Consider the following 23,936-nt stretch of genomic DNA (forward strand, 5'->3'; position numbering starts at 1 on the left):
CTTAGGAGTAGGACGGGTTAGAAGTAGTAAGGGAACTGGGACCAGTCGGGGTCGCGCTTCTCGAGGAAGGCTTCCTTGCCCTCCACGGCCTCGTCCGTCATGTACGCCAGCCGGGTGGCCTCGCCGGCGAACACCTGCTGCCCGGCCAGGCCGTCGTCGGCCAGGTTGAAGGCGAACTTGAGCATGCGGATGGCCTGCGGCGACTGCCGGGCGATGTCCGCCGCGTACTCCAGCGCCACTTCCTCGAGCCGTTCGTGGTCCACGGCCTCGTTCACGGCGCCCATCCGGACCATGTCCTCGGCAGAGTACTCGCGGGCCAGGAAGAAGATTTCGCGGGCGGCCTTCTGGCCGATCTGGCGGGCCAGCAGCGCGGAGCCGTAGCCGGCGTCGAAACTTCCCACGGTGGCGTCCGTCTGCTTGAACTTGCCGTGCTGGCGCGAGGCGATGGTGAGGTCGGAGACGACATGCAGCGAGTGCCCGCCGCCGGCCGCCCAGCCGTTGACGACGGCGATGACCACCTTCGGCATGGTGCGCATGAGCCGCTGGACTTCCAGGATGTGCAGCCGGCCCGCGCGGGCGGGGTCGATGGTTTCCTTGGTCTCGCCGTCGGCATAGCGGTACCCGTCCCTGCCCCGGATCCGCTGGTCCCCGCCCGAGCAGAACGAGTGCCCGCCGTCCTTGGCGGACGGCCCGTTGCCCGTGAGCAGCACGGTGGCCACGTTGGGGGTCATGCGGGCGTGGTCCATGGCGCGGTAGAGCTCGTCCACGGTCCCCGGGCGGAACGCATTCCGGACCTCAGGACGGTTGAAGGCGATGCGGACCGTGGGCAGGTCACGACGTACGGCGCCGTCCGCATCCCGTTCAACCTGCCGGTGGTAGGTCATGTCCTGGAAGTCGTCGAAGCCGGCCACGGTGCGCCACCGGGAGGGGTCAAAGACGTCGGATACCTTGGCTGGGAATTCGTTGCTCACAGACCGAGTCTAGTAATCGCCTCAGCTGATGCAGAACTCGTTGCCTTCGGGGTCCGCCATGGTGTGCCATTCGTGCGGCCCCTGGCTGGCCGTCCACAGGAACTTGGCGCCGCGTGCCTCGAGCTCCGTACGGACCTCATCCTTGTCCCTGCCGTCAAGGCGAACATCCCAGTGCACCCGGTTTTTGATGGTCTTTTCCTCCGGCACTGTCTGGAACAGGAGCCGGCGGGCTGGGTCCTTGGCTTCGAGTTCTTCGACCGGGCGGATTGCCGCGCCGTCGCGCCAGACGAGTTTGCCGTTGTGGGTTTTGGTTTGGTCTTCGGTGGCAAAGCCCTTTTCGATCATCGACCGGATGAACGCTTCGTCCTGCGGTTCCACCGCCCAAGCCAGGGTTTCCGCCCACCAATCGGCCAGTTCGTGCGGATTCCTGCAGTCGATCGCTATCTGAATGTTGAGTCCCATGGGTCAAAACTACGACGGCGGCGTCCCCGCCGGAAGTGCTTTGCGGACGGTTCCGGTCCTGGTTCGGTCGGGTCGAGATGCCAGCCGAAGCGACCCTAGGGCTGGACCTGCTGCAGCTGCTCCATGAGTTCGGGCGGGATCGCGTAGATGAACACCACGGCCAGCAGGTTCTTCGCGGCGTGGACGAAGTAGGAGAACATCACGTTCTTCCCCGTCCACACGTATACGAACACCAGTGTGGCGCCCATGGCGAGGTACGGCATCAGCACCGGCAGGGTCAGGGTTTCCTGGCCCACGATGTGCAGTGCCGCGAACAGGACCGTGGAGAGGACGCAGCACACCCAGATGTTGACCCGGCGGCAGAGCTTGCCGATCAGCAGGTGGCGGAAGATGTACTCCTCCACGAACGGCCCCACGATCACCAGCAGCGGCACAATCAGCCACGGCGACACCTGTTGGACGAGCGCCTGGACGTTGGCCTGGTTGGCGGAACCCTGTACCGGGCCGGTCAGGGCAACCAGGAGGGCCGTCAGGATCAGCATGGCCACCACCGCCACCGGAATCATGATGAGCGTGAACCAGGGCCTGGTGCCCAGGACCCGGAGGTCCCGGGAGACCACCCGGCGGGCGGCGGCGAATGCCAGCAGGCCCACGCCGCCGTAGAACAGCAGATTCACCGAGTAGACGGCCACGGACGGGTCCGGGGAGAGTTGGAGCAACAGTGGCTGCAGCAGCGATCCGGCCACGGCAAAGAGCGCCGCAACGGCCACGTAGAGTCCCACGGTGGTGTAGTCGAGCGCGGAAAAACGGTAGAGCTCCGGCTGTGGCGCCGGGGAATTGCGGAGAGCTGTTCCCATGCCTTCAGCCTAGTTCCCCCAACTGACTCGCAGTTAACGTCGTAAAAACGCGGGTTCACGACGTTAACTGCGAGTCAGTTGGGCGGCCGGCCGCAACATTGCAGCCCGGCAGCGGCTCCACGTACAATATTCGGTATGCCTAAATTTCTGTTTCGGTGCGCCAAAGTAGTCCGCCGAACCGAGGGCCTCCGCTCTGCCGGAGCCGCCGTCGTCGCCGTTTTCCTCTGCATGTCACTAGCCGCATGTGGGGGTGGTTCGCCCGGCCAGGGGCCGGAGGGCGAGAAGCCCGTCGTCCTGACCACGTTCACAGTGCTGGCGGACGTCGCGCAGAACGTGGCGGGGGACAAGCTGCAGGTTGAGTCCATTACCAAGGCTGGTGCCGAAATCCACGGCTATGAGCCCACCCCCGGTGACATCCGCAAGGCGTCCAAGGCGGACCTGATCCTGGACAACGGCCTGAACCTGGAAGCCTGGTTCGCCCAGTTCGTCGAGGGCCTGGATGTTCCGCACGCCGTGGTGAGCGAAGGCGTGGAAGTCATGTCCATCAGCGAAGACTCGTACCAGGGCAAGCCGAACCCGCACGCGTGGATGTCGCCGGTCAACGTCCAGATCTACGTGGACAACATGGTCAAAGCGTTCTCGAAGCTCGATCCGGACAACGCTTCCACCTTCGAGGCGAACGGAGCGGCCTACAAGGCCAAACTGCAGACCGTGAAGGACGAAATGGTCCAGAAACTCGCCTCCGTTCCCGAAGCGCAGCGGGCGCTGGTGACCTGTGAGGGCGCCTTCTCCTACCTGGCGCGTGACGCCGGCCTCCGCGAGGTCTACATCTGGGCCGTCAACGCCGAGCAACAGGCCACGCCCCAGCAGATCGCCCGCGCCATCGAATTCGTCAAGGCCAACAAGGTCCCGGCCGTGTTCTGCGAGTCCACGGTGTCCGACGCTCCCATGCGCCAGGTGGAGGGAGCCACGGGTGCGAAGTTCGGCGGCGTCCTTTACGTGGACTCGCTGTCCGAGGCGGACGGCCCCGTCCCCACGTACCTGGATCTCATCCGGCACGACTCCAAGGTCATCACCGAAGCACTGACGGGCGCCCCGGCAGGAGCAACACCGTGAGCACCCCGGCCATCCTGGTTGAAAACGTCACCGTCCACTACGGCGAGGTGCTGGCGCTGGACGCCGCGTCGCTGACCCTGGACACAGCCCGGATCTGCGGCCTGATCGGCATGAACGGCTCCGGAAAATCCACCCTGTTCAAGGTGATCATGGGAATGATCAAGCCCGACGCCGGCCGCGTCCTCATCCACGGCGCGTCACCTGCCAAGGCACGCAAGGAAGGCGGCATCGGGTACGTCCCGCAGAGCGAAGACGTGGACTGGCAGTTCCCGCTGTCCGTCCGGGACGTGGTGATGATGGGCCGCTACGGGCACCAGGGCTTCACCCGCCGGCCCTCCAAGGCGGACCGTGCCGCCGTCGACCTCGCCCTGGACCGGGTGGAGCTCTCCGAGTTCGCCAACCGGCAGATCGGCCAGCTCTCCGGCGGTCAGAAGAAGCGCGCCTTTGTGGCCCGGGGCATCGCCCAGGGAGCCACCATGATGCTCCTGGACGAACCCTTCGCCGGCGTGGACAAACGCTCCGAAGCCACCATTACCCGCCTGCTGCGGGAACTCGCCTCGGACGGCTGCACCATCCTCATTTCCACCCACGACCTCCACGCCCTGCCCCAGCTGTGCGACGAAGCGGTGCTGCTGATGCGCAAGGTCCTGATGCACGGCCCGCCCGAGCTGGTTTTACAGCCGGAGAACCTGGCCATGGCCTTCGGCCTGGACGTCCTCAACCGCGACCTCCCGGACGAGGACGCTCCCGGCCGCGCCGCGGGCCACGACTTCTCGGACCAACAGGGCAGGAACTGACCATGGATCTCTTCGACCTCCTGCTGGAACCGCTGAGCTACGACTTCATGGTCCGCGCCATCGTCACCACGGCGCTCGCCGCCATCGTCTGCGCCGTGCTGAGCTGCTGGCTGGTGCTGATCGGCTGGTCCCTGATGGGCGACGCCGTCTCCCACGCCGTGCTGCCTGGCGTGGTCCTCGCCTACATCGTGGGGGCGCCGTTCGCGCTGGGGGCGCTGGTCTTCGCGCTGATTGCCGTCACCCTGATCGGGGTGGTCCGGAACACCAGCCGGGTGAAGGAGGACGCGGCCATCGGCATCGTGTTCACCTCGCTGTTCGCCCTGGGCCTGGTGCTCATCTCGGTCACACCCAGCCAGACCGACCTCAACCACATCATCTTCGGCAACCTGCTGGGCGTCAGCATTCCGGACCTCATCCAGGTGCTGGTGCTGGGCGTGGTGGCCTTCGCCATCCTGATCCTGAAGCGGCGGGACCTCACCCTCTACGCCTTTGACCCCACACACGCCCACGCCATCGGGCTCTCCCCGAAACGGCTGGGGGCGCTCCTGCTGGGCCTCCTGGCGCTGACCTCCGTGGTGGCTTTGCAGACCGTGGGGGTGGTGCTGGTGGTGGCCATGCTGATCATCCCTGGAGCCACGGCCTATCTGTTGACGGACCGGTTCTCCCGCATGCTGGTGATCGCCCCGGTGATTTCGGCGCTGTGCTCCATCGCCGGCATCTACCTCAGCTACTACCTGGACACCGCCTCCGGCGCCATGGTGGTGCTCACCCAGGGTGCCATCTTCGCCGTCGTCTACCTGTTCAGCCCCCGCCAGGGGCTGATCGGCACCCGGCTGGCGAAGGCGCGCCGCAAGAAAGCCGTGGCCCTCGCCGCCTGAAATTGGCACTCAGGGGACGAAACGTACGACGGCGGCGCGCACCCGGGGCGTTACGCCCCGGGTGCGCCCTTGGCCGGCTAGGCCCTTGTCCGGTTGGGCCGCAGGCCGGCTAGGCACGGACGGACTTGCGGTTGTAGAGCCACAGCGCCCACACGTACCCGCCCACGCTCATCACCAGGCACCAGATGAACGTTGCCAGCATGGTGCCGGCCTCCACCGGAGTGCCCATCAGGAGTCCCCGGACGGCTTCGATGAAAGGCGTGAACGGCTGCACGTCCGCGAACCAGCGCAGGACCTCCGGCATGGAGTCTGTGGGCACGAATCCGCTGCCCAGGAACGGCATCAGCAGGAAGATCATGGGCTGGTTGCTGGCCGTTTCCACGCTCTTGGCGTTGATGCCCATGGCCACCGCCACCCACGTCACGGAGAACGCGATGAGCGTCAGCACGCCCAGTGCTCCGAGCCAGCCCGCCGGGGAACCGGTGGGCCGGAAGCCGATCAGCACAGCCACGGCGGCCACCAGGACCATGGCCGCCATCGTTTGGATGAGGCTGCCCACGACATGACCCGTGAGCACGGCACCCCGGGAGATCGCCATGGTGCGGAACCGTGCGACGATGCCCTCCGTCATGTCGGTGGACACGGAGATGGCGGTACCCGTGGCGCTCCCGGTGAGGGTGAGCATCAGGACGCCGGGCACGATGTACGCGAGGTAGTCGTCCCTGCCGCCACCCAGTCCCGAACCCAGCGTCCCGCCGAGCACGTACACAAAGAGCAACAGGAAAACGATCGGGGTCCCCGCGACGAACAGCGGGATCGAGGGGTAGCGGACCACGTGCTTGAGGTTCCGGCGCAACATGGTGGTCGCGTCGGACGCTGCATAGCTGAGCGTGCTCATCGTACGTTCTCCTTCTGGCTGGTGAGGGCGAGGAAGACATCGTCCAGGTTGGGCGTGTGAACGGACAGGTCAGCCACGTCGACGGAGGCGCGCTCCAGGCGGTCCAGCACGTCCTTCAGGGACCGGACGCCGTCGTCGCCGGCGACTTCCAAGGTGAGGGTCTCGTCGTCGCGGTTGTCGGGATCGTGGACGACGGCGGCCCGCTCCAAGGCGGCCAGGTCGCCGAACGTCAGGCGGATGTGTCCGCCGGGAACCAGCCGCTTCAGCTGGGCAGGGGTTCCCTCGGCCACGATCCGGCCCTGGTCCAGCACCGCGATCCTGTCCGCAAGCTGATCGGCTTCGTCCAGATACTGGGTGGTCAGGAAGATGGTGACGCCGCGCGCTGCGAGGCCCTGGATGATCTCCCACATGGTGCGGCGGCTCCGCGGGTCCAGGCCCGTGGTGGGTTCGTCCAGGAAGATGATCTCGGGATCGCCCATCAGGGTCATGGCGAGGTCGAGCCGGCGCCGCATGCCGCCCGAGTACGTGACGAGGGGCTGCTTGGCCGCCTCAACGAGGTCGAACGTTTCAAGAAGGGCTGCCGTGCGGCGCTGGAGTTCGGCCGCAGGGAGGTGCCGGAGCCTGCCCATCAGGGCCAGGTTCTCTTCGCCGGTGAGCAGGCCGTCCACGGCTGAGAACTGCCCGGTCAGCCCGATCTTGCCGCGCACCTCACCGGCCTGGCGCACGACGTCGAAACCTCCTACGGCCGCCTCCCCGCCGTCGGCGCGGATCAGGGTGGACAGGATGTGGACGATGGTGGTTTTGCCGGCACCATTAGGCCCCAGGAGGGCGAAGATGGTTCCGGCCGGCACGGCGAGGTCAACGCCGTCGAGGACTTGCTTGCTGCCGTATGCCTTGCGCAGCCCGGCCACAGTGATGGCCGCAGGAGTAGCACTTGCCATGATCTTTCCTGCCTTTGGTGGGATTTGGCCCCGGGCCGGGGCCATCAGCGGTGGGATTGCTAAGCGGTTGGAACGGGGGAGCGCCGCACGGTGATGTCGCCGTAGGCGCTGCGGGCGCGGATCTCCACTTTCGCGTCGGCCTCGCCCGGCCCGCTGGCGGCGTCGAGTCCGTTGCGGACGCGGCCGTACTTTGTGCTGAGATCCAGCCACGCGGCGCTGCCGTCGCGGACGCCGATCGCCAGTGAGCCGGCGGCGGTCTGGAGGGTGAGCGTTCCGCGGGCCACCTCGCCGACGGTGATGTCGCCATTGGAGGCCTTGATGGTGGTTGCGGCGCCGGCCCGTTCAAGGGCGACGTCACCGTTGGCGGCACTGACGCGGAGCTCGCCGGCGGCGTCCACGATATGCGTGCTGCCATTGCCGTTTTTGACGCTGGCAACGCCTTCGATTTCGCGGATACGCACCTTGCCCGAGCCGGTCTTGATCTCGGCCCGGCCCGCAACGCGTTCCACGGTCACATCGCCCATGCCTGTGTGGACCCGGAGGTCCGTGCAGTGGTCCAGGCGGACGTGGCCCATTTCCGTCTTCAGGTCCGCGGCGCCGAACTCGCCCTCGCAGCGGAGGTCACCCATGCCGGACTTCAGCTCCAGGCTGCAGCCGATGGGAACTTCCACGGTGATGTCCACGGCACCGCCGTCGCCGAACCAGCTGTAACGGCGCAGCGGACGCAGCTTCACCTGCAGGCGGCCGTCCGAATAGTCCACGGTGGTCTGCTCGGCCACCCGCGCGTCCAGGGCGCGGGTTGCCGTGCGCGGCTGCACGTTGACCACGGTGTCCGTGCGGTTGCCCGCCACGATCAGGATGTCGGCGCGGACAGACACGTCCACGATGACGGCGATTGGCTGGGGGGTCTCGAAGGTTGTCATCAGCGTGCCCATCCTGTGAAGTTCTGTTCGCCGGGGTCCCGGCGAATGGTCCGTTGCGTGGGTTGGTGGTTGAGGGCGTCCGCGACAGCCCGGATCAGCCAGGAGTTCACGGACAGGCCTTCGAGGCCGGCCGCCTCTTCGACCTGCTGCTTGAGGTGATCCGGAAGCCGAAGGGTGGTGCGGGACGTGCTGGCGCCGTCGAGGTCTTCCGCTGCGATGGTGCGCGTCGGCTGGGCCGATCGCTCCGCCACGGCCTCGTACTCGCAGGCGGCCGGCGGGTTGGTGACCACGAACTCCGGGTCGCGGCCCCTCAGCCTGACCTCCACCGAAGCCGGTGCCAGCTCCAGGGTGATCTCATTGGCGGCGTCGGACAGGGCCTCCAGGAGGACGAGCCGGACGGTTGACTCGAGCGCAGCCGTGAGGCGTTCGCTGAGTTCCCGGGCCTCAGGGCCCCCGGCTTCCGCGGCCACGTCCAGCTGGTGCTGAACGGCGGTGACGTAATGGTTGAGTTGCATGACACCATCATGCCGTCATAGTGGTGTCACGTCAATACTCCTTTTCGCATTCATGGTGTCATCATGGTGTCGCGCTTGACTGGCCCGTCTTCGCCGGGCAGTCTGGACCGATGAAGTCCTAAGCGCAGCCCTTCGATACGGCTGCATTCCCAGTACCCCCATCGGCTATCGCCATACACTGCGGACCTGCGAGGACTTTCCTTTGACTGAACATCTTTCCCTGACCGGCGTCACCCATGGCTACGGTGACCGCCGGCTTTTCACCGGCGTCGACCTCGTCATTGCGGCTGGCGAACATGTTGCCGTCGTCGGCGAAAACGGGGCCGGCAAATCGACCCTGCTCCGGATCCTTGCCGGGCTTGAACCCCCGGATGAGGGCGCGGCTGCGAGCCACGGCCGCGTCGGCTACCTCGCCCAGACCACCGGCCTGCCGGCGTCGTTCACCGTGGGCAACGCCATCGACGACGCCCTGGAATCGCTGCGCGCCATCGAGGCCGAACTGGACCTCCTGGAGGCCGGACTGGCTGACGCCGATGCGGAACAGCTGGAACGCTACGGCGACCTGCAGACCCAGTACCAGCTCCGGGAAGGCTACGCCGCCGAGTCCCGCGTGGAGGCTGCGCTGGACCGTCTCGGCCTGGGCGGCCTGGACCGGCAGCGGGCCCTGGATTCGCTCTCCGGCGGGGAGCAGCACCGGGTGGCGCTGGCCTGCGTGCTGGCTGATCCAGCGGACGTCCTCCTGCTGGACGAGCCCACCAACCATCTGGACGCCAGCGGCACGGCCTGGCTCGAGGCGCGGCTGGCAGCCCACCGGGGGACCGTCGTCGTGGTTTCCCACGACCGCACGCTGCTGCGCAAGGTGGCCGCCACCGTCATCGAAGTGGACGCCGAACGGTGCGCCGTCAATCGCTACGGGAACGGTTATGACGGGTATCTGCGGGAGAAGGCCGCCGAGCGGGAGCGCTGGGTGCAGCAGTACCGCGGCTGGCTGGATGCCATGGCGGCCGAGCGGCTGCAGGCGGACACCGTGGCCGGAAAAATGGGTTATGCCCGCCGCCGCGACGGCGACAAAATGGGCTTCGATTTCAAGGCCGGCACCTGGCAGCAGGCCGTCACCAGCAAGGTCCGCAACGCCCAGGAGCGGCTGCGCCGGCTCGAGGCCAGTCCCGTGGACCGTCCGCCGGTTCCCCTGAAGCTGGCGGTGGAGCTTCAGGCCGAGACCGGGCAGGGGGCTGCTGCGGCCGGTGACGCGGCGGGACCGGCCTTGGAGGCGCGGGGCGTGCAGGTGCTGGGCCGCCTGGGACGCACGGATTTCCGGGTGGAGGCCGGCCAGAAGATCCTGATCACCGGGCCTAACGGGGCTGGCAAGTCAACGCTGCTGTCCGTCCTGGCCGGCACCCTCGAACCGGAAACGGGCACAGTAGTGCGGCACGGCAGGGTCGGTTATTTGCAGCAGGAGCTGGAACCGCCGGCGCGTCCCGGAATGCGCCTTCTTCCCGCGTTCGCGGCCGGCCTGGGCGGCAACATCGACGAGCATGCCGAGGCGCTGCTGCGGCTCGGCCTGTTCCGAACCACCGAATTCCACGTCCCGGTGGGCAGCCTCTCCGCCGGGCAGCAGCGGCGGCTGGCCCTTGCCCGGCTCCTGCTCGGAGGGTACGGGACGATGCTTGTGGACGAGCCCACCAACCACCTGGCACCCGTTCTGGTGGAACAGCTCGAAGCGGCCCTGTCGGAATTCGGCGGAACGCTGATCATGGTCAGCCACGACCGCGCACTGGGGGAGTGGTTCAGTAAATGCGCCGCAAAGCATGCCGCCGGGAGCACCGGCGGCCCGGGCTGGCTCCGCTACACGATGGCGGAGGGCGCACTGGCTTAGCAGCAGGCGTTCCGGGCGGGTGAGCGGCGCGGGAACCGGTTACCAAAAAACGGTGAGATTTGCGTTAAAGGATCGTTACGCCCTGCCTGCAGGGCCGAAACAACGGCGGAGCAGGATGGAGGGGAGCCAGTGATTCCCACGCTCAAGTAGCGCCCCTGCGGTTCGCCGACGGGGCGTACTCAGCCGGCCGAAAGGATCTGTCCCGTGATCACCAAGAACCTTTTCCTGCAGGGCGTCTTCCCCTTCGTGGGAGCCGGACTCGAGAAGCCCGTGCCCATCCACCGGGAGCTCGCACACTTCGTTCCGGACGGAATCATCAACCAGACTTTGTACTTCCGGGGCGGCAACTCCAGTTCCGAACTGATCACGATCGTCCTGATGCGCGACGGCATGCCCATGCGGTATTTCCCCATCGGCGCCAAGAGCGACGTCCACGTGCCGCTCCGGGTGGTGGAGGACATCGAGGGCGGGTCCGTCATTGAGGTGTTCCTCCTGGCGGCCGACGGCGTTGCCGGGTACGTCGTCGTCGACCTGGGCATGGTGGAACACTGATGACAACCGTCGCGGACGAAAACAAGCGCAAGACGCAGCATCAGCGTCAGACCGGCCCCCTAGGGCCCGGCCCCCTGGGGAAGGACAAACCGAACGGCACGCTCCGGCCCAAGCACAAAACCGGCCCGGCAAAGCCGGCCGCCCGCCGTCGGCTGGTGGTGATCGGCAACGGGATGGCCGGTGCCCGGGCCGTGGAGGAGATCCTGGCCCGCGGCGGAGCCGAGCAGTTCAGCATCACCATGTTCGGCGACGAGCCCTACGGCAACTACAACCGGATCATGCTCAGCCACGTCCTCTCCGGCGAGGAAAGCGACGCAGACATCTTCCTGAACTCGCTGCACTGGTACCAGGACAACAACATCACGCTGCACGCGGGCGTCCGGGTGGAACGCATCGACCGGTTCACCAAATACGTGTTCGCCAACAACGGCCATGTGGTCCCGTACGACGTCCTCATCATCGCCACGGGCAGCCAGTCCTTCATGCCGCCGATGGACGGCCTGTACACCCCCAGCGGCTCGATCAAGCCGGGGGTGTTCACCTTCCGCACCATCGATGACACCCGAAACATGGTCCAGCACGCGCAGTCGGAGGATCACCACAGGGCCGTAGTCATCGGCGGCGGCCTGCTGGGGCTGGAAGCGGCGCGAGGGCTCCAGAGCCACGGCATCGACGTTGACGTGGTGCACTCCGGCAGCCACCTCATGAACGCCCAGATGGGGCCCGACGGCGGAGCCATCCTGCGGCGGAGCGTGGAGGCCCTGGGGATCCGGGTGCACACAGGGAGCCGTACGACAGCGGTCCTTGGCACGGACAAGGTCACCGGCGTGCGGCTGCGGGACCGGCCGGACATCGACTGCGACATGGTGGTGGTGGCCGCCGGAATCCGCCCGAACGTGGATGTCGCCGTCCTCAGCGGGCTGCAGGTGGAACGCGCCATCGTGGTGGATGACCAGCTGCGCGTGGTGGACGAGGACAGCATCTATGCCGTGGGCGAATGCGTCCAGCACCGCGGCGAGGTCTATGGGCTGGTGGCGCCGCTGTGGGAGCAGGCCGTAGTGCTCGCCAACCACATCACCGGCGCGGACTCCACCTCGGCCTACCTCGGCTCCCGGATCGCCACCAAGCTCAAGGTTGCCGGCGTCGAAGTCGCGTCCATGGGCCTGCAGGGCCCGGAGCGGGAGACGGACGAACACATCGTGTTCTCCGAACCCAGCCGCGGTGTGTTCAAGTCCATCGTCATCCGGGACAACAAGATGGTGGGCGCCACCCTGCTCGGCGACAGCCGCAAGGTGGCCTACCTGACCCAGGCCTTCGACAAGGGGCTGCCCCTGCCGGAGGAGCGGATCTCGCTGATGTTCGATCTGGGCGGCCCCGCAGAGGAGCAGGGCGTGGCCGAACTCGACGACGGCGCCCAGGTCTGCAACTGCAACGGCGTCAGCAAAAGGTCCCTCGTGGATACGGTCAAAGGCGGGTGCAACACCGTGGCCGGAGCCATGGACGCCACGCGGGCCGGCAAGGGCTGCGGTTCCTGCAAGCTGCTGGTGAAGCAGGTGGTGGAGTGGGCCGCCGGCGGCGCCGTGGAAGAGGATCCCGCCGCCAGCTATTACGTGCCCGGAATTCCGCTGGACAAGGCGTCACTGATGGCGGCCATCCGCAAACAGGGCCTGCGCTCGGTATCCTCGGTGTTCGCCGCGCTCGCCCCCGGCAGCGCCGAGGATGCGAAATCCAAGATGGGCCTCGCGTCCCTGATGAAGATGATGCTGGCGGACCAGTACATCGACGAGCGGGACGCCCGGTTCATCAACGACCGCGTCCACGCCAACATCCAGCGGGACGGCACGTTCTCCGTGGTCCCGCAGATGAAGGGCGGGGTGACGTCCGTACAGCAGCTGCGCCGGATTGCCGACGTCGCCGAAAAGCACAACATCCCGCTGATCAAGCTCACCGGCGGCCAGCGCATCGACCTGCTGGGCGTGCCCAAAGAGGACCTGCCGCAGGTCTGGGCCGATCTGGACATGCCGTCCGGCTATGCCTACGGGAAGAGCTTCCGCACGGTCAAAACCTGCGTGGGCAAGGACTTTTGCCGCTACGGAACCGGTGATTCCACCAAGCTGGGGATCGAGATCGAGTCGCGGTTCCAGGGCATCGAGGCGCCGGCCAAACTGAAACTGGCCGTCTCGGGCTGCCCGCGGAACTGCGCCGAGTCGCTGGTCAAGGACGTGGGCGTGGTGGCCGTGGAGGGCGGCCGCTGGGAACTCTACGTCGGGGGAGCGGCGGGCGCCCACATCCGCAAGGGTGACCTGCTGGCCACCGTGGATGACCCCGAGGAGGTCAAGGTGCTGACCGGCCGGTTCATGCAGTACTACCGCGAGAACGCCAACTGGCTGGAGCGGACCTACGCGTTTGTGCCGCGAGTGGGCATCGACCACATCCGCGCCGTCGTGGTGGAAGACTCGGAGGGCATCGCGGCGGACCTGGACGCAGCCATGCAGGCGTCCGTGGACAGCTATGTGGATCCGTGGACCGAGCGTGACGATCCGCTCACACCCGGGCAGTTCCGCACATCGCTGCCCCTCACGGTGCTTCCCCAGGTGCCGGTCCGATGAACGCCGGTTACAACCTTGGACCAGTGGATCAGATCCCGTTTGGTGAGGGCCGGGCATTCGGAGTGGCCGGCGAACAGGTGGCGGTGTTCCGGCTCCGCGACGGCAGCCTGCGGGCGCTGTCCGCCGTGTGCCCGCACAAGGGCGGTCCGATCGCGGACGGCACCATTGACCAGGACCTGGTCCTGTGCCCGCTGCATCAGAACGCCTTCAGGCTGGACACCGGCTGTTCCACCACCGGCGCCGAACCTCTGACCAGCTATGACGTCCAAATCGATAATCACCTGAACATTATTCTGCGAACCGCCGCAAGATAGGTGAATTTATTCGGCATATCCTCTACGAACTGTTGTCTGCGTCACGGGCGGTTCCGCGGACCTTGTAAGCTGGGTAGGCCGCGCGAACCTTCGACGCCCGAAGAGTTTATGCCCGCATAATTGTCCCAAACCAGGGATAAACCCGAATTATGTGGACAAAAGCTCCGCGTTCCGGTGCCGGCCATCCCCCCGACCCACAAGGAACAGTTGTGCCACAAAGTACCCCAACAGAACTCGTGAGTCCCACGGCGCAATCCGCCGTCGTCGACTCCACCCTCAGTGCCGAGGGCTACAAGAAGTCCCTGAGCGGCCGCCAGGTCACCATGATCGCCATGGGCGGTGCCATCGGCGTCGGCCTCTTCATGGGTGCCGGCGGACGTCTGGCCTCCACGGGCCCCGCGCTGATCTTCTCCTACGCCATTGCCGGCGTCATCGCCTACCTGCTGATGCGCGCCCTGGGCGAACTCATCATGTACCGCCAGACGTCGGGTTCCTTCGTCAGCTACGCCGGCGAAATGTTCGGCAAGAAGGGCGCGTACCTGTCCGGCTGGATGTACTTCATCAACTGGGCCATGACCGGCATCGCCGAGCTCATCGCGATCGGACTGTACTTCCAGTTCTTCTTCCCCAACGTGCCTGTTGAACTGTCCGCCATCGCGGCGCTGCTGCTGCTCGTGGGCGTCAACCTCATGAGCGTCAAGGCATTCGGTGAATTCGAGTTCTGGGCCTCCTGCCTCAAGGTGGGCGCCATCGTGATCTTCCTGGCCGTGGGCACCTTCATGGTGGTCACCAACGCCCAGGTGGGCGACGGCCACGCCTCCGTCAGCAACCTCTTCGCAGCCGAAGGCGGAATGTTCCCCAAGGGCGCACTGGTGATGATCCTGGTTCTGAATGCCGTGATCTTCGCCTACAACGGCATTGAGCTGGTCGGCATCACGGCCGGCGAAATGCAGGATCCGGCCAAGGAAGTTCCCAAGGCTATCCGCGCCGTCGTCTTCCGCATCGTGGTGTTCTACGTCGGTTCCGTGACCCTCCTGGCCATGCTGCTGCCCTCGGACCAGTACGTGGCCGGCACCTCGCCGTTCGTCACCGTGTTCGGCCAGATGGGCCTGGGCTGGATGGGCGACGTCATGAACATGATCGTCATCACCGCCGCGCTGTCCTCCTGCAACTCGGGCCTGTACTCGATCGGCCGGATCTTCCGCACCATGGCCAACAACGGACACGCTCCGGAGTGGCTGACCCGGATGTCCAAGAGCCACGTGCCGTACGCCGCCATCCTGGCCATCGGCGCCGTCTACCTCGTCGGCATCCTGCTGAACATCTGGCTGGGCGGCTCGCACGCCTTCGACCTCGCGCTCAACTCCGCGTCGATCGGCGTCATCTTCACGTGGGGCGCCATCTTCGCCAGCCAGATCGCGCTGCGCAAGAAGAAGGGCAAGGTCTCCTCGCTGCCCGCGCCGGGCGGAACCTGGAGCAGCTGGGCCGGCTTGGTGGCACTGCTCGCCATCACCGTCCTGATCGGCTTCGACACCATGACCAGCAAGACCGGCGAGGTCTTCCACCTGGGCCTCTGGACCCTGGCCACCATCCCGTTCTTCGCGCTGGTGCTGTGGCTCGGCTGGCACAAGGTCAGGAACAACGAGCCGAAGAGCGAGCTCTTCAGCTAACTTCGCAAAAGCAGTACGACGGCGGCGGTCACCTACCCGAGGTGGCCGCCGCCGTCGTTCGTCCTTTGGGGCAGCGCAAACGTACACTTGCGGCCCCTGTGATGAGCGCCGGGGAGCGCGAACGTACACTTGCGGCCCCTTCTTCTGCGGGGGGCTTAACTGTCCGTTCGCGCTTAGTCCTTCAGGTACTTGGCGAAGTGGTCCTCGATTCGCTGCCAGGCTTCCACGGCCGCTTCCGGGTCCGGCTTGATGCCCATTACCCGGAAAAGGGGCCGCAGCGGCCGGGGGCCTTCCTCGGCGTCGTTCATGAACGCGTGGCCGGCACCCTCAAACTCCTTGATGTCGTGCTCGATGCCAAGCGTTTCCAGGGTGGCTTCGAGCCTCGCCGCGGCGCCGGGGAGGGTGCGGTCCTTTTTACCGAAATTGCCCACCACCGGGCACGCGCCGAGCAGGGCTTCCTCGGGATGTCTGGGCAGCCTGCCGTAATTTACCGCCGCGGCGTCGAAGCCGTTCCTGGCGATCAGCAGGGCGAAGCCGCCGCCCATGCAGAAGCCGATGACACCGATCTTGCCGTTGGTGCGTCCAGAGTTCTCCAGCCAGGCCTGACCGGTGGCCAGGTCCTCCAACGCCTTGCCGGAGCCGGACAGCATCGACCTCATGGTTGACACCAGGCAGCTGCGCGAACCGCCGTCACTGAAGAGGTCCACAGCCAGGGTCAGGTAGCCGGCCGACGCCAGCCGGTCAGCCTGGCGGCGGGCAATATCGTTGAGCCCGAACGCCTCGTGGATCATCAGGACGGCGGGAAACGGGCCCGTCCCCGCAGGTTCCGCGAGGTAGCCGCGCAGGTTCCCGGCGGCAGGGCCCGCCTCATTGAGGTCGATGAGCGTCATCGTGCGGACCTTCCGTTGACGGTTGCTGTCACCAGAGAATCTCACACAAAGACGGCGGGCATCCCCCAAAGGAATGCCCGCCGTCGTCTCCCGGGCAGCCGCCGTAGCCGCTGCCTGGATGCCTTAGTCTCTTTTGAACTCGTCCTTCACGTTTTCGCCAACTTTCTTGGCGTCGGCAACAACCTGGTCCTTCTGACCTTCTGCGCGCAGGCGGTCATTGTCCGTGGCGTTGCCGGCCGCTTCCTTGGCCTTGCCGCCGAGGTGCTCTGCTTCGTTCTGAATTTTGTCGCCGATTCCCATGGTGTATTCCACCTTTCGTTGCCGGTAAAAAACTAAGCACCATCACAATAACACAAAGCATGCTTACTAATTCAAGGGATGCTTTGCGGCGGTTTTCCGGGAATCCCAAGATGGCGCGGCGCTGTCCGTGACGGTTGTCGGTGCTCACGGCTAGGCTCGAATGCATGGAGCACAAGACCACCCTCACGCAGCAAGTCAACGCCAGCCCGGACAAGGTCTGGGCCGTGATCTCGGACATTCCGGGCTCGGCCGCCACCCTTTCCGGAGTCGATTCCGTCCAGATGCTCAGCGAGGGCGGATACGGCGAAGGTACCCGGTGGAAGGAAACCCGCACCATGATGGGCCGGGCCGAAACCGTGGAGATGTGGGTGTCCCAGGCCGAGCCGCCGTCGCCGGCCCGCGCGGGCAGCACCACCGTCAAAGCGCTGCAGGGCGGCGCGGACTACACCTCGCGGTTCACCCTCGCCGAGCGCGACGGCGGGACGGACCTCTCGCTGACCTTCGGCGCCGAGGTGGTCAAGCCCACCCTGCTGAGCAAGATCGCGATGACCCTCTTCGGCAGGATCGGCATGAGCATCACCCGGAAGGCGCTGGCCAAGGATCTGGCCGAGATTGCGGCGAAGGCCGAGTCGCTCTGATGGCGGGGAGGCCCGCCGGGGGCAGGGCTGCGAAAGGTGCGAAGGTCACCGCGCCCCGGCTTTCGCCAGTCCGGCTGGAGGAACTCCGCGATGAGCCGTCCCCGGACTTCGAGCGGGGAGAGCGGTATGACGGCCTGAAGTTCAGCCGCGCTGATGCCGACGGCCTGGAGCTGAGCGGCACGGACTTCGCCGAGTGCGAATTCGAAGGGGTTTCCTTCAATGAAACCCAACTGCGCGGTGCAACCTTCCGGGACTGCATCCTGGGTGAGGTCTACGCCCCGGTGTTTACGGCGGCGCGGGCCACCCTGCGCGAGGTCGAGATCAGGAACCCTCGGTGGGGTTCGGCGGAGCTGTATGAGAGTGGCTGGACGTCGGTTCGGATCGACGGCGGCAAGCTGGACTACGTGAACCTGCGCGGCTCCCGGCTGACGGACGTGCAGATCAGCGACTGCATCATCAACGAGCTGGACCTCGGTTCAGTGACCGGTACGCGCGTGGCGCTCAAGAACTGCACCATCGGCACCCTTGACCTTGCCGGGGCCAATTTCAAGGATTTCGATCTCCGCGGCACCGACTTCCGCACCATCAGCGGGCTCGACAGCCTGGCCGGGGTCGTGATCGATGACTACCAGTTGAGCCTTCTCGCCCCGCTCCTGGCTGCCCATCTCGGCGTCGTGGTCCTGTAACTCCCCTTGAGTTTTGTTGACCCCTTGCGGCCGCCGTGTAATCTTTATAGAACGAACGGTCGGTAAATTAGTCGCAGGGCTCTTGCCGCCGCAGATGACAGTGCCGTTTATCGCGTGAAGGGTGTTTCCATGGCCTCAGCAACAGCAGGACCGCAGGCATTTCTGGTGGGCGGTGCCCGAACGCCGGTGGGCCGGTACGGAGGCGCGCTCTCCGCCGTCCGCCCCGACGACCTCGCCGCCCTTGTGGTCCGCGAGGCCGTTTCACGGGCCGGGCTGGACCCCGACTCCATCGACGAGGTGATCCTGGGCAACGCCAACGGCGCGGGCGAGGAAAACCGCAACGTAGCCCGCATGGCCACGCTGCTGGCGGGACTTCCGCTGCACATCCCCGGAATCACGGTGAACCGGCTGTGCGCCTCCGGGCTCAGCGCCATCATCATGGCCAGCCAGATGATCAAATCCGGAGCCGCGGACATCGTGATCGCCGGCGGCGTGGAATCCATGAGCCGGGCGCCCTGGGTGCAGGAGAAGCCGCAGACGGCCTTCGCCAAGCCCGGCGCCATCTTCGATACCTCCATCGGCTGGCGCTTCGCCAACCCGCTGTTCCAGAAAGGCGAACTCTCCCGGGACGGCAAGATGACGTACTCCATGCCGGAGACGGCCGAGGAAGTGGGCCGCGTTGACGGGATTTCCCGCGAAGATGCCGACGCCTTCGCCGTCCGCTCGCACGAACGGTCCCTCGCGGCCATCGCCGCCGGCCGGTTCAAGGACGAAATCGTTCCCGTAACAGTCAAGACCCGCAAGGGCGAAACCGTAGTGGACACCGACGAAGGCCCCCGTGCCGGCACCACCATGGACGTGCTCGCAGGCCTCCGCCCCGTGGTCAAGGGCGGCTCGATTGTCACTGCCGGCAACTCGTCCACCCTCAACGACGGCGCCTCCGCCATCATCGTGGCGTCCGAGGCGGCCATCCAGAAGCTCGGCCTCACCCCGCGCGCCCGGATCATCGACGGCGCCTCGGCCGGGTGCGAACCCGAGATCATGGGCATCGGCCCGGTTCCCGCAACGCAGAAGGTGTTGGCCCGCAGCGGGTACAGCGTGGGCGACCTCGGCGCCGTCGAACTCAACGAAGCGTTTGCCACCCAGTCGCTTGCCAGCATGCGCCGGCTTGGCCTGGACCCGGACATTGTGAACAACGACGGCGGCGCCATCAGTTTGGGGCACCCGCTGGGTTCCAGCGGCTCACGGATCGCCATTACCCTGCTGGGCCGGATGGAACGCGAAGACGCCAAGGTGGGTCTCGCCACCATGTGCATCGGCGTCGGCCAGGGCACCGCAATGCTTCTGGAGCGTGTGTAATGGCGGCCCCGGAAAGCGCGAACGGACAAAGCGCGAACGGACACTTGAGCACCCACGAGTTCCGCACCCTCCTGGTCGAGGAGCGCGACGACCGCGTGGTGGTGCTCCTCAACCGCCCCGAGGTGCGGAACGCGATCGACCAGCAGATGGTGGACGAACTCCATATCGTATGCGCCGCGCTGGAGCAGAACCCCAAGGTGCTCATCATCGCGGGCGTCGACGGCGTCTTCGCCTCCGGCGCGGACATCGCCCAGCTGCGCGAACGTCGCCGGGACGATGCCCTGCAGGGCATCAACTCCACGATTTTCGTCCGGATCGCCAAGCTGCCTATGCCTGTTATCGCGGCCCTGGACGGCTACTGCCTGGGTGGCGGCGCCGAGCTCGCCTACGCCGCCGACTTCAGGATCGGCACACCCAGCGTCCGCATCGGCAACCCCGAAACCGGCCTGGGCATCCTCGCCGCGGCCGGTGCCAGCTGGCGGCTGAAGGAGCTGGTGGGTGAGCCGGTGGCAAAGCAGATCCTGCTGGCCGGGCTGGTGCTCCGCGCCGAACAGGCCCTCGCCGTCAACCTCATCACCGAGATCCACGAGGCCCCCGTGCTGATGGACGGAGCCCACAGCCTCGCCGACCGCATTGCAAGGCAGGATCCGCTGGCCGTGCGTATCACCAAATCGGTGTTCCACGCACCGGCCGAAGCGCACCCGCTAATCGACCAGCTGGCGCAGGGGATCCTCTTTGAATCCCAGGCCAAGTTCGACCGGATGCAGGCCTTTCTCGATAAGAAGTCAACCAAGAATTCAGACCAGTCCGACGGGAAGCAGTAACCATGAGCAGCTCAGCACTTCCGGAGAACCTTCGCGGCGCCAACCTTCCCGCCGCAGACCTTCGCGGCGCCAACCTTCCCGCCTACGTTGGAGTTCTCGGCGGCGGCCGAATGGGCGCCGGCATTGCCCACGCCTTCCTGATCAACGGTGCCAACGTCCTGGTGGTGGAGCGGGACGAAGCCTCGGCCGAAGCGGCACGCGAACGGGTGGAGTCGGCCGCGGCCAAGAGCATCGAGCGCGGCGCCATGGACGGCAACCTGGACGAGATGGTCTCCCGGCTTTCCGTCTCCGTGGACTACGACGACTTCAGGGACCGCCAGCTGGTGGTTGAGGCCGTCCCCGAGGACTGGGACCTGAAGGTCACCTCGCTCCGCGGCATCGAGGAACGGCTTTCCGACGACGCCTACCTCGCCTCCAACACGTCCTCGCTGTCCGTCAACGGCCTGGCCCGCGAACTCAAGCGTCCGCAGAACTTCCTGGGCCTGCACTTCTTTAATCCCGTGCCGGCGTCCACGCTCATCGAGGTGGTGCTCGGTGAGCAGACCTCCGAGGACCTGGCCGCCGCGGCGAAAAGGTGGGTCGAGGCACTCGGCAAGACCGCCGTCGTCGTCAATGACGCGCCCGGCTTTGCCTCCTCGCGGCTGGGCGTGGCCATCGCCCTGGAAGCCATGCGCATGGTGGAGGAAGGCGTCGCATCCGCCGAGGACATCGACAACGCTATGGTGCTGGGCTACAAGCACCCCACCGGTCCGCTGAAAACCACGGACATCGTGGGCTTGGACGTCCGGCTGGGCATCGCGGAATACCTCCAGTCGACACTGGGGGAGCGCTTCGCGCCGCCGCAGATCCTGCGCGACAAGGTGGCCCGCGGGGAACTGGGCCGGAAGACCGGCAAGGGATTCTTCGACTGGCCGGCGTAAGCGCCGTGCGTTAGCTTCGGGGGAACCTAAACGGCTGCCTTGGCGTCGAGGGTGGACTTCAGTCCGTTCATTGCGGGATCCCGCAGGGACATGAAGGCAGGCTTCATCAACGGTTCGGCGATCTTGAGCAGGCCTTTGAGCTGGAACTCGGCGGTGTACGTCACCGTGCAGCCCGAGCCGTCCGGCGAGACGTCGATCGAGTCTTCGGAAATGACCGTCTTGTTTTCGCCGCGGAGCTTGATGTGGTTGCCGGTCAGGTCCACCACCTCGTAGACCAGGGACCGCCGTTTACCCCGGAATTCCGCCTCGGCGTAGTAGCGGTGTCCCACGGCAACGGGACCTTCGGTGAGCTTCTTCACCACGGGCGTGCCCGGATCCCATTCGGGCGTGTGCTCGAAGGCGGACAGGTAGGCGAAGGCTTTGTCTGCGGCGAGGGGAGAACGGACGGATCCTGCAACAGTGATCATCCCAGAAGCCTAGCTGCTGCCCCCTAGGATTGTGCCGTGACTTCTTCCATCGAACCCATCACCCTGACCGGCCAATACGTCGTCCTTGAGCCGCTGAGCCGCGCCCACCATGACGGCCTGGTGGATGCGGCCCGCGACGGCGAGCTGTGGAAGCTCTGGTACACGAGTGTGCCCACGCCCGAGGGCATGGCGGCCGAGATCGACCGCCGCCTGGGGCTCCAGGAGCAGGGCTCCATGTTGCCCTTCACCACACGCCTGATCGACCCCGCTACGGGCGGGCCCGGCCGGGTCATCGGAATGACCACCTACATGAACATCGACGCCGCCACTCCCCGCGTGGAGATCGGCTCCACCTGGAACGCGGCTTCTTCGCACGGCAGCGGCAGCAACCCGGATTCGAAGCTGCAGCTGCTCAGGCATGCCTTTGAAACGCTGGGCTGTCCTGCAGTCGAATTCCGGACGCACTGGCTCAACCACCAGTCCCGGGAAGCTATCGCCCGGCTGGGAGCCAAGCAGGACGGCGTGCTGCGCAACCACTCCCGGACCGCGGACGGCACGCTCCGGGACACCGTGGTGTTCTCGATCCTCGAGCACGAGTGGCCCATGGTCCGCGCCGGCCTGGAGTTCAGGCTCGCGAAGCAGCGCTAACCCGCCATCGATTGCTCCGTACGCGCCGTTTTGGGGCCCCAAAAGGGCAGTTGCGGAGCAATCGACGGGACGAACGCCTTACGCCGTGTAGGCGCCGGCCGCGGTGAGGGCAGCGTGGTAGGCCCGGTACCCGGCCGCGTTCGGATGGAAGTCATCCGGTCCCGGCGCAAACGGGTTGTAGTTGATCCAGGGATCGACGGAGCCAATCCCGTGGCCCAGGAAGGCTCCGGCGACGTCCACGTACTGCGCCCCCTCCGGACCGTCGGTGGCGGCTGCCCCTTCAATCACGGCGTTCAGCCCCAGCGTGAGTCCGTTCACGGTTTCCTGAAGCGAACCGGGCTCGGGTGAATGGAACAACAGTGGATAGCCGGTCACATAGACCCGGGCATCGGGTGCCTTGGCCTTGACTGCGTTGATCATGGTTACCAGGCCCTGGAACAAGGGACCGGAACCGGTCTGCGCCTCGGCAAGCGCGATCGACCGTGCCTGCAGTCCCTGCAGGCACGCGGCTTCCTGGCCCGGCGTTGTGCACAGGGCCAGCAACCCGGTGGTGTCGAGGTTGTTGCCGCCGGCCGTGATGGTCACAACCGCGATGCTCTTGTTCAGCCGTTCGAGCTGCGTGGCCACCACCACTTCCGTGGTGGATCCCTGGCACGCGGCGTTGATGGCCAGGCGCACGCTCTTCTTCTCCACCGCGTCGGCAGGATAGCTGAGTGAGCTGCGGTAGCAAGCGTCAAGATACGAACCGGCTCCTTGGCCTGCCGCGAATGAGTCACCCAGGGCGACGTAGGCCAGGGCCGGAGCGGCTGTTGCCGGCCCCGCCGCGGTTCCCAAAGCCAGTGCGAGCGTAGCCAGGCCGGCCGCGAAGGCCGCGCGCCGCCGTCGTAATATCCGGTCACCCATCAGTTTCCCCTTTGTTCTGAATTGTGCGCCGGGCTGCGTGGCAGCTGGCGGGCGGCAAGGCCGCAAGTACGCCCAAGGGTACGCCCGCGTGGGCCTGGCGAACACTGTTTGAGATACCTGTTTATTCGCCGGAACCCACCCTATTTTTCGGTTTGTACCGGTGCCGGATGTCGGGGGTCTGTGGTTAGCTGTCTGGATGGAACACCCTGGACAGCCCGTGCACTGGGACGGAGCCGTGAATGCCTGGCGCATTTCCGGCAGCGTGTTCCGGATGGGGCGCCGGGAGTGGGTCACCGAGGTCGGCTGGAAACAGGCGTACGACGACGGCGTCCGCACGGTGATCGACCTGCGGAACGCTTCGGAACACGGCCGCCGGGACACCGACCCCGAGGTGGGCGCGGACGTGCTGGCAGCGTTCGACGTGGTGCATGCTCCCACCGAAGACCCGGACCACCCGGAGTTCAGGGAACTGTGTTCCCCATACATGAACGATCCGGACGGTTACGCGGCCAATGCCAGGCTATTCCCGGACAAGCTCGTGGCCGTTTTCAGGGCAGTCGCCGCTGCGCCTGCCGGGGTGGTGATCCACTGCTCGGCCGGGCGTGACCGCAGCGGAATGATCGCGGCCATGCTCCAGGACCTCACGGGCGCCGGCGATCACGAGATCGTCTCCGGGTACCAGGCGGCCATGCGGGGAATCAACGAACGCCACCGCACGGCCGGGGTGCCCCACAAGCACGAGCGCTATCTGGAAGAACATGCCCTGCTGCCCCTGCTGGAGAAGCGGGGCGGCGGGGCTCTCGAATTCGTCCGGCGGCTGGACACCACGAACTATCTCTTGCGGCACGGGATCACCGCGGCCGAGTTGGCTGCCATCCGTCGGCTGGCAACCAGGGCGGCGACGTGAACGAAATTTGGGGGA

Annotated in this window: 26 protein-coding genes; 15 read left to right on the forward strand and 11 right to left on the reverse strand. The window is 66.3% G+C overall.

Annotated features, from left to right (window positions below; all coding sequences use genetic code 11):
- Nucleotides 1-17: 17 nt before the first annotated feature.
- From J2805_RS03450 to J2805_RS03460, 3 genes are all read right to left on the reverse strand, one after another.
- Nucleotides 18-971: a 1,4-dihydroxy-2-naphthoyl-CoA synthase gene (locus J2805_RS03450; RefSeq protein WP_309969251.1), complete on the reverse strand. Its 954-nt coding sequence runs from the start codon at nucleotides 969-971 to the stop codon at nucleotides 18-20.
- Nucleotides 972-992: 21 nt separating this feature from the next.
- Nucleotides 993-1,433, reverse strand: coding sequence for a VOC family protein (locus J2805_RS03455; RefSeq protein WP_309969254.1), 441 nt, complete (start codon nucleotides 1,431-1,433; stop codon nucleotides 993-995).
- 95 nt (nucleotides 1,434-1,528) lie between these two features.
- Nucleotides 1,529-2,290 carry a CPBP family intramembrane glutamic endopeptidase gene (locus J2805_RS03460; protein ID WP_309969256.1) on the reverse strand — a complete coding sequence of 254 codons (762 nt, stop codon included), beginning with the start codon at nucleotides 2,288-2,290 and terminating at the stop codon, nucleotides 1,529-1,531.
- A gap of 135 nt (nucleotides 2,291-2,425) precedes the next feature.
- On the opposite strand from J2805_RS03460, the gene J2805_RS03465 reads away from it, so the two are divergent.
- The 3 genes from J2805_RS03465 to J2805_RS03475 are packed head-to-tail and all read left to right on the forward strand — an operon-like array spanning nucleotide 2,426 to nucleotide 5,081.
- Nucleotides 2,426-3,406 carry a metal ABC transporter substrate-binding protein gene (locus J2805_RS03465; protein WP_309969259.1) on the forward strand — a complete coding sequence of 327 codons (981 nt, stop codon included), beginning with the start codon at nucleotides 2,426-2,428 and terminating at the stop codon, nucleotides 3,404-3,406.
- On the forward strand, nucleotides 3,403-4,203 hold the full coding sequence (locus J2805_RS03470; RefSeq protein WP_309969262.1) for a metal ABC transporter ATP-binding protein: 801 nt from the start codon (nucleotides 3,403-3,405) through the stop codon (nucleotides 4,201-4,203). The genes J2805_RS03465 and J2805_RS03470 overlap by 4 nt, the downstream gene beginning before the upstream one ends.
- Nucleotides 4,204-4,205: 2 nt before the next feature.
- The gene (locus J2805_RS03475; protein ID WP_307051256.1) at nucleotides 4,206-5,081 is read left to right on the forward strand and encodes a metal ABC transporter permease; all 876 of its coding nucleotides are present in this window, start codon (nucleotides 4,206-4,208) and stop codon (nucleotides 5,079-5,081) included.
- Nucleotides 5,082-5,190: 109 nt separating this feature from the next.
- Here J2805_RS03475 and J2805_RS03480 read toward each other — a convergent pair whose 3' ends face one another.
- The 4 genes from J2805_RS03480 to J2805_RS03495 are packed head-to-tail and all read right to left on the reverse strand — an operon-like array spanning nucleotide 5,191 to nucleotide 8,358.
- Entirely contained in the window at nucleotides 5,191-5,979 is a 789-nt protein-coding gene (locus tag J2805_RS03480) for an ABC transporter permease (RefSeq protein WP_309969268.1), read from the reverse strand.
- A complete protein-coding gene (locus J2805_RS03485; RefSeq protein WP_309969272.1) occupies nucleotides 5,976-6,920 on the reverse strand; it encodes an ATP-binding cassette domain-containing protein in 945 nt (314 codons plus the stop codon). The genes J2805_RS03480 and J2805_RS03485 overlap by 4 nt, the downstream gene beginning before the upstream one ends.
- A 59-nt stretch (nucleotides 6,921-6,979) precedes the next feature.
- On the reverse strand, nucleotides 6,980-7,843 hold the full coding sequence (locus J2805_RS03490; RefSeq protein WP_309969275.1) for a DUF4097 family beta strand repeat-containing protein: 864 nt from the start codon (nucleotides 7,841-7,843) through the stop codon (nucleotides 6,980-6,982).
- The gene (locus J2805_RS03495) at nucleotides 7,843-8,358 is read right to left on the reverse strand and encodes a histidine kinase (protein ID WP_309969278.1); all 516 of its coding nucleotides are present in this window, start codon (nucleotides 8,356-8,358) and stop codon (nucleotides 7,843-7,845) included. The genes J2805_RS03490 and J2805_RS03495 overlap by 1 nt, the downstream gene beginning before the upstream one ends.
- A 202-nt stretch (nucleotides 8,359-8,560) precedes the next feature.
- On the opposite strand from J2805_RS03495, the gene J2805_RS03500 reads away from it, so the two are divergent.
- From J2805_RS03500 to J2805_RS03520, 5 genes are all read left to right on the forward strand, one after another.
- On the forward strand, nucleotides 8,561-10,234 hold the full coding sequence (locus tag J2805_RS03500) for an ABC-F family ATP-binding cassette domain-containing protein (RefSeq protein WP_309969281.1): 1,674 nt from the start codon (nucleotides 8,561-8,563) through the stop codon (nucleotides 10,232-10,234).
- Between the two features lie 204 nt (nucleotides 10,235-10,438).
- Nucleotides 10,439-10,786, forward strand: a complete 348-nt coding sequence (locus J2805_RS03505) for a molybdopterin oxidoreductase (protein WP_309969284.1) — start codon at nucleotides 10,439-10,441, stop codon at nucleotides 10,784-10,786.
- Nucleotides 10,786-13,395: a nitrite reductase large subunit NirB gene (nirB, locus tag J2805_RS03510; RefSeq protein WP_309969287.1), complete on the forward strand. Its 2,610-nt coding sequence runs from the start codon at nucleotides 10,786-10,788 to the stop codon at nucleotides 13,393-13,395. The genes J2805_RS03505 and nirB overlap by 1 nt, the downstream gene beginning before the upstream one ends.
- Nucleotides 13,392-13,709: a Rieske (2Fe-2S) protein gene (locus tag J2805_RS03515; protein WP_309969290.1), complete on the forward strand. Its 318-nt coding sequence runs from the start codon at nucleotides 13,392-13,394 to the stop codon at nucleotides 13,707-13,709. The genes nirB and J2805_RS03515 overlap by 4 nt, the downstream gene beginning before the upstream one ends.
- 209 nt (nucleotides 13,710-13,918) lie before the next feature.
- The gene (locus J2805_RS03520) at nucleotides 13,919-15,379 is read left to right on the forward strand and encodes an amino acid permease (protein ID WP_309969293.1); all 1,461 of its coding nucleotides are present in this window, start codon (nucleotides 13,919-13,921) and stop codon (nucleotides 15,377-15,379) included.
- 173 nt (nucleotides 15,380-15,552) lie between these two features.
- Here the strand turns inward: J2805_RS03520 and J2805_RS03525 are convergent, their stop codons facing one another.
- Nucleotides 15,553-16,269 (reverse strand): dienelactone hydrolase family protein, encoded by a 717-nt coding sequence (locus J2805_RS03525; protein WP_309969295.1) that lies wholly within the window; start codon nucleotides 16,267-16,269, stop codon nucleotides 15,553-15,555.
- Between the two features lie 123 nt (nucleotides 16,270-16,392).
- Entirely contained in the window at nucleotides 16,393-16,569 is a 177-nt protein-coding gene (locus tag J2805_RS03530; protein WP_011693098.1) for a CsbD family protein, read from the reverse strand.
- A gap of 164 nt (nucleotides 16,570-16,733) precedes the next feature.
- Here J2805_RS03530 and J2805_RS03535 point away from each other — a divergent pair, with 164 nt between their 5' ends.
- The 5 genes from J2805_RS03535 (at nucleotide 16,734) to J2805_RS03555 (ending at nucleotide 20,996) form a co-directional block, all read left to right on the forward strand.
- The gene (locus J2805_RS03535; protein WP_309969302.1) at nucleotides 16,734-17,207 is read left to right on the forward strand and encodes an SRPBCC family protein; all 474 of its coding nucleotides are present in this window, start codon (nucleotides 16,734-16,736) and stop codon (nucleotides 17,205-17,207) included.
- Nucleotides 17,207-17,893, forward strand: a complete 687-nt coding sequence (locus J2805_RS03540) for a pentapeptide repeat-containing protein (RefSeq protein ID WP_309969305.1) — start codon at nucleotides 17,207-17,209, stop codon at nucleotides 17,891-17,893. The genes J2805_RS03535 and J2805_RS03540 overlap by 1 nt, the downstream gene beginning before the upstream one ends.
- Nucleotides 17,894-18,022: 129 nt before the next feature.
- Nucleotides 18,023-19,252, forward strand: a complete 1,230-nt coding sequence (locus tag J2805_RS03545) for a thiolase family protein (protein WP_309969307.1) — start codon at nucleotides 18,023-18,025, stop codon at nucleotides 19,250-19,252.
- Entirely contained in the window at nucleotides 19,252-20,076 is an 825-nt protein-coding gene (locus J2805_RS03550; protein WP_309969312.1) for an enoyl-CoA hydratase/isomerase family protein, read from the forward strand. The genes J2805_RS03545 and J2805_RS03550 overlap by 1 nt, the downstream gene beginning before the upstream one ends.
- A 2-nt stretch (nucleotides 20,077-20,078) precedes the next feature.
- Nucleotides 20,079-20,996, forward strand: coding sequence for a 3-hydroxyacyl-CoA dehydrogenase family protein (locus J2805_RS03555; protein ID WP_309969314.1), 918 nt, complete (start codon nucleotides 20,079-20,081; stop codon nucleotides 20,994-20,996).
- Between the two features lie 26 nt (nucleotides 20,997-21,022).
- Here the strand turns inward: J2805_RS03555 and J2805_RS03560 are convergent, their stop codons facing one another.
- Nucleotides 21,023-21,463 carry an SRPBCC family protein gene (locus tag J2805_RS03560; protein ID WP_309969317.1) on the reverse strand — a complete coding sequence of 147 codons (441 nt, stop codon included), beginning with the start codon at nucleotides 21,461-21,463 and terminating at the stop codon, nucleotides 21,023-21,025.
- 36 nt (nucleotides 21,464-21,499) lie between these two features.
- Between J2805_RS03560 and J2805_RS03565 the strand changes: the two genes are divergently transcribed.
- Nucleotides 21,500-22,111 carry a GNAT family N-acetyltransferase gene (locus J2805_RS03565; protein WP_309969320.1) on the forward strand — a complete coding sequence of 204 codons (612 nt, stop codon included), beginning with the start codon at nucleotides 21,500-21,502 and terminating at the stop codon, nucleotides 22,109-22,111.
- A 78-nt stretch (nucleotides 22,112-22,189) separates the two neighbouring features.
- Here J2805_RS03565 and J2805_RS03570 read toward each other — a convergent pair whose 3' ends face one another.
- A complete protein-coding gene (locus J2805_RS03570; protein WP_309969323.1) occupies nucleotides 22,190-23,014 on the reverse strand; it encodes an SGNH/GDSL hydrolase family protein in 825 nt (274 codons plus the stop codon).
- Between the two features lie 196 nt (nucleotides 23,015-23,210).
- Between J2805_RS03570 and J2805_RS03575 the strand changes: the two genes are divergently transcribed.
- Complete coding sequence (locus tag J2805_RS03575; protein WP_309969326.1) at nucleotides 23,211-23,921, forward strand: tyrosine-protein phosphatase; 711 nt, start codon at nucleotides 23,211-23,213, stop codon at nucleotides 23,919-23,921.
- The last annotated feature ends 15 nt before the right edge of the window (nucleotides 23,922-23,936 follow it).

Origin of the sequence: Arthrobacter oryzae (genome assembly GCF_031454875.1) — a bacterium.
Taxonomy (GTDB): Bacteria; Actinomycetota; Actinomycetes; order Actinomycetales; family Micrococcaceae; genus Arthrobacter; species Arthrobacter oryzae_D.

Coding starts and splice junctions, on each gene's coding strand:
- J2805_RS03525 (WP_309969295.1), bottom strand. CDS start 16,269: ATGACGCTCATCGACCTCAATGAGGCGGGCCCTGCCGCCGGGAACCTG.
- J2805_RS03560 (WP_309969317.1), bottom strand. CDS start 21,463: ATGATCACTGTTGCAGGATCCGTCCGTTCTCCCCTCGCCGCAGACAAA.
- J2805_RS03455 (WP_309969254.1), bottom strand. CDS start 1,433: ATGGGACTCAACATTCAGATAGCGATCGACTGCAGGAATCCGCACGAA.
- J2805_RS03575 (WP_309969326.1), top strand. CDS start 23,211: ATGGAACACCCTGGACAGCCCGTGCACTGGGACGGAGCCGTGAATGCC.
- J2805_RS03540 (WP_309969305.1), top strand. CDS start 17,207: ATGGCGGGGAGGCCCGCCGGGGGCAGGGCTGCGAAAGGTGCGAAGGTC.
- nirB (WP_309969287.1), top strand. CDS start 10,786: ATGACAACCGTCGCGGACGAAAACAAGCGCAAGACGCAGCATCAGCGT.
- J2805_RS03485 (WP_309969272.1), bottom strand. CDS start 6,920: ATGGCAAGTGCTACTCCTGCGGCCATCACTGTGGCCGGGCTGCGCAAG.
- J2805_RS03550 (WP_309969312.1), top strand. CDS start 19,252: ATGGCGGCCCCGGAAAGCGCGAACGGACAAAGCGCGAACGGACACTTG.
- J2805_RS03515 (WP_309969290.1), top strand. CDS start 13,392: ATGAACGCCGGTTACAACCTTGGACCAGTGGATCAGATCCCGTTTGGT.
- J2805_RS03495 (WP_309969278.1), bottom strand. CDS start 8,358: ATGCAACTCAACCATTACGTCACCGCCGTTCAGCACCAGCTGGACGTG.
- J2805_RS03570 (WP_309969323.1), bottom strand. CDS start 23,014: ATGGGTGACCGGATATTACGACGGCGGCGCGCGGCCTTCGCGGCCGGC.
- J2805_RS03545 (WP_309969307.1), top strand. CDS start 18,023: ATGGCCTCAGCAACAGCAGGACCGCAGGCATTTCTGGTGGGCGGTGCC.
- J2805_RS03460 (WP_309969256.1), bottom strand. CDS start 2,290: ATGGGAACAGCTCTCCGCAATTCCCCGGCGCCACAGCCGGAGCTCTAC.
- J2805_RS03555 (WP_309969314.1), top strand. CDS start 20,079: ATGAGCAGCTCAGCACTTCCGGAGAACCTTCGCGGCGCCAACCTTCCC.
- J2805_RS03475 (WP_307051256.1), top strand. CDS start 4,206: ATGGATCTCTTCGACCTCCTGCTGGAACCGCTGAGCTACGACTTCATG.
- J2805_RS03480 (WP_309969268.1), bottom strand. CDS start 5,979: ATGAGCACGCTCAGCTATGCAGCGTCCGACGCGACCACCATGTTGCGC.
- J2805_RS03535 (WP_309969302.1), top strand. CDS start 16,734: ATGGAGCACAAGACCACCCTCACGCAGCAAGTCAACGCCAGCCCGGAC.
- J2805_RS03465 (WP_309969259.1), top strand. CDS start 2,426: ATGCCTAAATTTCTGTTTCGGTGCGCCAAAGTAGTCCGCCGAACCGAG.
- J2805_RS03490 (WP_309969275.1), bottom strand. CDS start 7,843: ATGACAACCTTCGAGACCCCCCAGCCAATCGCCGTCATCGTGGACGTG.
- J2805_RS03530 (WP_011693098.1), bottom strand. CDS start 16,569: ATGGGAATCGGCGACAAAATTCAGAACGAAGCAGAGCACCTCGGCGGC.